At 34.8% G+C, this 6,517-nt stretch carries 4 protein-coding genes and 3 pseudogenes; 5 read left to right on the top strand and 2 right to left on the bottom strand.

Going from position 1 to position 6,517, the window contains the following annotated elements:
- Positions 1–177 (bottom strand): annotated as a pseudogene (locus OZD68_RS06780) (IS5 family transposase); the annotation flags it as partial.
- A 41-nt stretch (positions 178–218) separates the two neighbouring features.
- Between OZD68_RS06780 and OZD68_RS03265 the strand changes: the two are divergent.
- Positions 219–350: a hypothetical protein gene (locus OZD68_RS03265; RefSeq protein WP_264339097.1), complete on the top strand. Its 132-nt coding sequence runs from the start codon at positions 219–221 to the stop codon at positions 348–350.
- Positions 351–431: 81 nt separating this feature from the next.
- On the opposite strand, the pseudogene walE1 reads toward OZD68_RS03265, so the two are convergent.
- Positions 432–1,955, bottom strand: a pseudogene (walE1, locus tag OZD68_RS03260) (actin bundler).
- A gap of 453 nt (positions 1,956–2,408) precedes the next feature.
- On the opposite strand from walE1, the gene hflK reads away from it, so the two are divergent.
- From hflK to OZD68_RS03240, 4 genes and pseudogenes are all read left to right on the top strand, one after another.
- On the top strand, positions 2,409–3,443 hold the full coding sequence (gene hflK, locus OZD68_RS03255) for an FtsH protease activity modulator HflK (RefSeq protein ID WP_182309937.1): 1,035 nt from the start codon (positions 2,409–2,411) through the stop codon (positions 3,441–3,443).
- Positions 3,444–3,445: 2 nt separating this feature from the next.
- A complete protein-coding gene (gene hflC, locus OZD68_RS03250) occupies positions 3,446–4,318 on the top strand; it encodes a protease modulator HflC (RefSeq protein ID WP_155969359.1) in 873 nt (290 codons plus the stop codon).
- Between the two features lie 3 nt (positions 4,319–4,321).
- Positions 4,322–5,815, top strand: coding sequence for a DegQ family serine endoprotease (locus OZD68_RS03245; protein WP_182309936.1), 1,494 nt, complete (start codon positions 4,322–4,324; stop codon positions 5,813–5,815).
- Positions 5,816–6,149: 334 nt separating this feature from the next.
- Positions 6,150–6,453: pseudogene (locus OZD68_RS03240) on the top strand (hypothetical protein); the annotation flags it as partial.
- Positions 6,454–6,517: the final 64 nt, after the last annotated feature.

The raw sequence follows: 6,517 nt of genomic DNA, 5'->3' as shown, positions 1-6,517 counted from the left end.
TATTATGTGCACCAAAATTACAACTTTATCGCTATAAATATTGTTGCCACCTGGTATTTTTGGACCATTCTCGTACCACTTTTCTATGGCTTCGTTGATATAATGAAAAATATTTCCTCTTTTTTCTAGAAATTTGTTATATTCGCTATGGTTACTGACCCTCATTTTTTGTGGCATATTTTTTCTTTCAAGGTTAAATGGCTATTTTATAATGAATTTTGTCAGTAGCCACCAGATTTTTTCAGTTGCTATGCAACAAAGCCATCCCAGTGTCAGCTACTCGGATGACACCTTTCCTAGCAGAGAAATCACAATGTTCATACGGTTGTACGCATACCGCTGGGATCTAGGATTTTTCTATGGTTTAAAAACAAAAAAAGGACGTTACTCATTGAGTAACATCCTTTTGGAGAAGGTAGAAGTTTTACTTATTACACTGTTCCTGGAGTTGCTGTAGCTCTTGAGTTGACAGGTTCTGCACTAGGTTGATCTAGAGATGCGCGTCGTTTTGCCAACTTTTCTTCGAGTTCTCTGTCAAATTCTTCTTTTAAAGGAAGAACTTGTTTTCTTGTTAGCGTAGAAGAACCAGAACCCATTCCACTATCAGTAGAATTACTGTGAGTGAGAGTTCTGTTACTCAAACTATCCAGGTTTTGCTCCACAATAGGATCACTGAGAACATCTTCACTGAAAGAACTTTGTCCATTTAAGTTAGTCAATGAGGCGCTTCTAGGTAGTTCTGGTGGAGCAACTGGAGTAAGCTTAGGAGTTAAGCTACTAGATGAATTGCTTCTACGGACTGTTGCAAAGTTCTGAGAATCTGAATCAGAGACAGTAGCAGTACTTTCAGTTCCTATAGAATTTAGTGAATTGCTTTTTGACAAGCTGTTAGATTGTTCAGAGCCTTTTCTTCCCAGTGAAGAGAATGATGATGACACAGACCTAGTTAAACTTTTGACAGAAGGCCTGTTAGCTTTTTTCTCTGCTCTGTCAAACATATTGCTTACGCTTGAGTACAAATGATTTTCTCTACATTCTTTAATAACCTTCTTAATTTCATCGTAATGTTCAGAGAAAACACTGTCGATGAAATAACTACCTTTAGGTAATGACCTTTGTGTTAACAAGTTATGCAAGCTTTTTTCATTTAAATTATTAATGAATTCTTTCTGTACTTGCCATCCAGAAGTATGTTCAATCTCCCCTGATTTTGCCTTCTCTGCCATTTTTAAATCAATTTCTTACGATATTCCAGAAAGTACATTTTTCACTAACCCAGAATTATTTCCTTTATCAGCAAAAATTGCTTTCATATCATTTCTTATTTCGTCAGATTTCTTAATTGCATCTGGAGTAAACCTTTTTACCTTATCTAAATAGTCCGTCTCACCAGATGCCTTATGGAATTTATTTGCCACTCCTTCGCCTACAAAACTAGCGCCTTTTTTCAGTGAATCTACTGAATGTTCATAACCTTCTTTCACCTTATCTTTAACATGCACAGCACCATCTCTAACTTTTCCGGCAGCGTACGTTGATGCGTCCTTAACTTTCCCAGCAGTATATTTCGCCCCATCAACTGTTTTTTCTGCTGACCACTTGAGCCCTTTATATCCAGATTGAACTGTTTTTACAGCGACTTTTACAGCGAAATATAAAGCAAGACCAACTATAGCACCTGGTATAGCAAGTGTTGCACCAACTGCCAAAAGTGGTAGTACTGCCGTAAATGATCCACTTGCTGCACTTACTACAAGAATCTTATCTCCTTGTTTCATCTTAGAGAATTTTGTATCCCCTTTTAACAGGTCAGTAATTCTTTCTTTTAGCTTCTTGGGATCATTAGCAATATCTGAATTTGGTAGATTTTGCATCGTTTTATTCAAATCAAAACTATCTTCTGGTTGGTTTTGTTGAGTTCCAACAGAATTTGAATTTTTTTCATTATGTAACATTTTAAACCTCACTATTAATTAAATATATTATAATTGTATTCCTTGATTCTTAAGTTAGTGTTAAATTGATTGCCAGTATTTATTTGTCTTCAAATAATTTCGCTTGACGTGTTTTGTGGTAACATAGAAAATTAGGTCAAGAAGCTGCAGCATTTATGAAGTATAGAAAAAGAACACTCATCTTTTTGGCTGTTATAACTTTAATAATAATAGCTTTACTATTTAGGTATAATTCCCATTTTCACAAAGACGTAGTGCACTTAAAGAGTGACAACAAAGAATTCAAAAAAAAGCCAGAAAATTCCATAGAGTCGACCATATTACATAGAGAAAAGGAAGTGTACGATCATGTTTTCCATCCTGATGATTAATTTGTAAATAAAATAGCAATTTATGTTTGCATTTTCTTATTAAAGAAGTAATATTAGCGTATTAATTATAGAATCAATCATTATGTTTGATGATAATAATCCTTGGAATCTGGGAAAGAAACCGGTAGGGAACAAAACTCCTAATAATGAAGATATTTTAAGTAAAGCTGTATCTGATATAAGGTTCTTTCTTAATGGATTAACCAGAAACAGGGGCAAAAAACCTTATTTCATCATTTTCATTATTTTGCTGTTCTATGCTTGCACTGGCTTTTATATTGTCCATCCTAGTGAAGAAAGTATAGAACTTACCTTTGGTAAATATTCTAATACAGAAACACCTGGTTTGCGTTATCACTTCCCCTACCCTATTGGCAAGGTTTTTAAAGTGAACGTTAAGGAAGTAAATCGTGAAGAAATTGGGGTAAGTAGTTCTTATGGGCGAGATACAGATCGCGGTGAAGGTGTGATGCTAACTGGAGATGAAAATATAGTCAACGTTAACTTCGAGGTTCAATGGCGCGTTAGAGATGCTAAGGACTATTTATTCAAAGTGCGGGATTACAAACCAGGTTTCAGTGTTAAAAATGCTGCTGAAAGTGCCATGAGAGAAATAATAGGTAAAAATACGATCTCTTTTGCACTTGGTCAAGGCAGACCAGAAATTTCTAGAGATACTAGAATTCTATTGCAGCAGATTCTTGATGGATACCAAATGGGTATAGAGATTTTATCTGTTCAAATGAAAAAAATTGATCCACCAGAAAAAGTAATCAGTTCGTTTAGAGATGTACAAAGTGCTCGTGCAGACAAAGAGCGTACTATAAACGAAGCATATGCTTATAATAATGATATTATACCTCGAGCAAAGGGTGAAGCGATAAAGATAAAATTAGATGCACAAGCATATGAGAATGAAATAATAAATGAAGCAAAAGGTAATGCAAATCGCTTTTTATCTCTTTATGAGGAATATAGACAGAATCCTTCTCTCGTTAAGAATCGTATTTATCTTGAAACTATGGAAAATATTTTCAGTAAGGTAGACAAAGTTGTTGTAACTGATGATCTGAAAGGTATATTTTCTTATTTACCTCTTACAAATTTAGGAAAATAACCATGAGTAGTAATATTAAAATTGTTTTTGTTTCTGTATTTGTTGTTTTATTGATTGCTTTATCTAATTCAATATTTGTTGTGCAAGAAACAAAGCAAGCGATAGTTATACAACTCGGTAAAGTTGTAAGAGATGTTAGGGAAAGTGGCTTATATTTTAAGTTACCATTCATAAATAGTGTAGAGTTTCTTGATAAAAGAGTTTTAGATTTAAGTCCTGATAAGATCCCAAGGGAAGTGATAACAGCGGATCAAAAACGTATTATAGTAGATGCGTATGCAAAATATAAAATAACAAATCCTGTTACTTTTTACCAGGCTGTGAGGAATGAATCAGGTCTGGTTAGAAGATTATATCCGGTTATAGAAGCACACATAAGAGAAAATATAGGCAGATTCTCGTTGATTAGTTTGTTGAATGAAAAAAGGTCAGAGGTTATGCAATTGATTCAGCGTGGAGTTTATTCTGAAGCTGAAAAATTTGGCATAGAAATAATAGATGTAAGAATTAAGAGAGCAGATTTACCAGAAGAAAATAGTTCTGCAATATTTCGCCGTATGCAAACTGAAAGGGAAAAAGAAGCAAAAGAAATTAGAGCAGAAGGAGAGCAAGCTGGGCAGGAAGTTAGATCAAAAGCTGATAAATTAAAAAGGGAAATTATCTCCAGTGCAGTAAAAGAATCGTACGAAATAAGGGGCCGTGGTTATGCTGAAGCAACTAGAATTTATAATGAGGCATTTAAGGTTGATGAAGAGTTCTTTAACTTTTATCGCTCTATGAGCGCTTACAGTAAATCATTTGCCGAAAATAATACTAAATTTGTACTTTCACCAAACAATAACTTTTTAGATATTTTAAATAAAGGATGGAAATAATTTATGAAAAGCAAGGCATTTATTTTATCTATATTTGCATATTTTCTAATTGCGTTTTCTTCGTATGCTAATATGTTTGATTGGAATGCAAAAAAGGTCGTTGATGCTAGCACTACTGCATGCAACTGTAATCAAGGACTTGCCGATTTAGTGGAAGAACTCATTCCTGCGGTTGTAAATATTTCAAGCGAACAAATCATCAAACAAGAAAATAACAGCAGAACTAGAGTTCCATCTATGCCAGGAAATAATTTTTTTGATGATTTTAGAGAGTTTTTTGAGCATTTTGATCAGTTTTTTATGGATAGGGGCCCTAGTGTTAACAAAGAGGTGGTGTTGCTTGGTTCTGGGTTTATTATAGATAAAGGTGGAACTATAGTAACCAATTATCACGTTATTAAAAACGCCAAAGATATCACAGTTACTATGAACGATAATACTTATTTCAAAGCGGAAGTTTTAGGCTATGATGCAAGAACTGATCTTGCTGTGCTTAAGATTAATTCTGATAAAGATCTTTCTTCTGTTGCATTTGGTGATTCTGATAAAGCAAGGGTTGGTGGTACGGTTATGGCAATAGGTAACCCATTTGGTTTGGGTGGCTCTGTAAGCACAGGAATTATATCTGCAAGGTCCAGGGACATTAGTATTGGCACTATGAATGAATTTATTCAAACTGATGCTGCAATTAATAGGGGTAACTCTGGAGGACCGTTATTTGATTTAAATGGAAAAGTTATAGGTATTAATACTGCTATCTATTCTCCATCTGAGTCTGGCGGCAACGTGGGTATAGGTTTTGCCATACCGTCTAATTTAGCTATGTCAATTATTGACACATTAAAAAGTGGCAAAAAAATAAAACATGGTTGGCTTGGTGTGCAAGTTCAGCCTATAACGAAAGAATTTGCTGAGTCCTTGTGTTTAAAAGATATAAAAGGCGCATTGGTTGCAAGTATAGTAAAGGATAGTCCTGCAGAAAAAGGTGGGATTAAAGTAGGTGATATATTATTAGAATTTGACGGTAAAAAAATCGATAGAATGACACAATTACCTCAAATGGTTTCGAGAGCTGGACCTGAGAAAAAAGTGCAAGTTAAGTTACTTAGAAAGAGCAAAGAGGTTAATATTAAAGTTGTGATCGGAGAATCTACAAATGATGGCCAAGATAACAATCAAGAAGAAAATAAATCAACATCTGATTATGTAACCGGTTTAACTGTTTCAAATCTGCCAAAAGAATCAAAAGAAAGTAAAAATAATGTACCTACAAAAGGTGTGATAGTTACCAATGTAGATAGTAACAGTGATGCCACGCTGCGTGGTATTAAAAAAGGGGACATCATTATCCAATTGGATGGAACTGATATAGAAAATACTAACGATTTTCAAAAACAAGTTGATTTAGCAGTAAAGAAAAACGGTAAAGATTCAATAATGTTGCTCATTTACCGCAATGGAAATCAATTTTTCGCTTCAATAAAGTTAAAGAAGTAATTTTATTCACTAAACTTACAAAACAGTAGTGTTGTAAGCTCGCTACTGTAACACTTCAATCTTATAAAATAAATAAAAATCTACACTAGATTTCTTGCATAACCATATAAAAAATCAAAGGATGTCATTCCAGTGTCAGCTACTTGCATGACGCCGTCATAAAGGAACCAGTGTCGGCCACTTGGATAACACCATAGGGGTTATAGCACTTCTCGCAATAGTCCGAATAGGATAAGATATGTGCTTATGGCTATGGTAGAGCAGTAGCATATTATGATCTGTTCGGATTANNNTAAAAAGAGCTATACTTGGGTGATACTATAGGAGGTCTAACATGAACTTTCTAAAATTCATTGAACTGTGCTTTCAAACAGTGGTGCCGGGATGTGAGTATAATGATTATCAGTACATAAAAGTCATAGCAGACAGGCTGGAAGCAGCGAATGCTGGCGAAGTAAGGCGCATAATATTCAATATGCCTCCGCGTTCAATGAAGTCCATATGTATGAGTGTTGCGTGGCCCGCATGGATACTGGGCAACTGCAAGAATAATAGTTGCAAGTTATTCTAAGTTGCTTAGTGAAAAACATTCGCTCGATACCAGGTGCATAATGCAATCTGATTGGTATAAAGAACTATAGCACTTCTCGCAATAGTCCGAATAGGATAAGATATGTGCTTATGGCTATGGTAGAGCAGTAG

Source organism: Wolbachia endosymbiont of Drosophila bicornuta, from assembly GCF_028982105.1.
Taxonomy (GTDB): Bacteria; Pseudomonadota; Alphaproteobacteria; order Rickettsiales; family Anaplasmataceae; genus Wolbachia; species Wolbachia pipientis.
This window is presented reverse-complemented; position numbering and strand designations above follow the sequence as displayed.

Excerpts from the sequence above, each read along its gene's own strand:
- hflK (WP_182309937.1), top strand. The coding sequence starts at position 2,409 with ATGTTTGATGATAATAATCCTTGGAATCTGGGAAAGAAACCGGTAGGG.
- hflC (WP_155969359.1), top strand. The coding sequence starts at position 3,446 with ATGAGTAGTAATATTAAAATTGTTTTTGTTTCTGTATTTGTTGTTTTA.
- OZD68_RS03245 (WP_182309936.1), top strand. The coding sequence starts at position 4,322 with ATGAAAAGCAAGGCATTTATTTTATCTATATTTGCATATTTTCTAATT.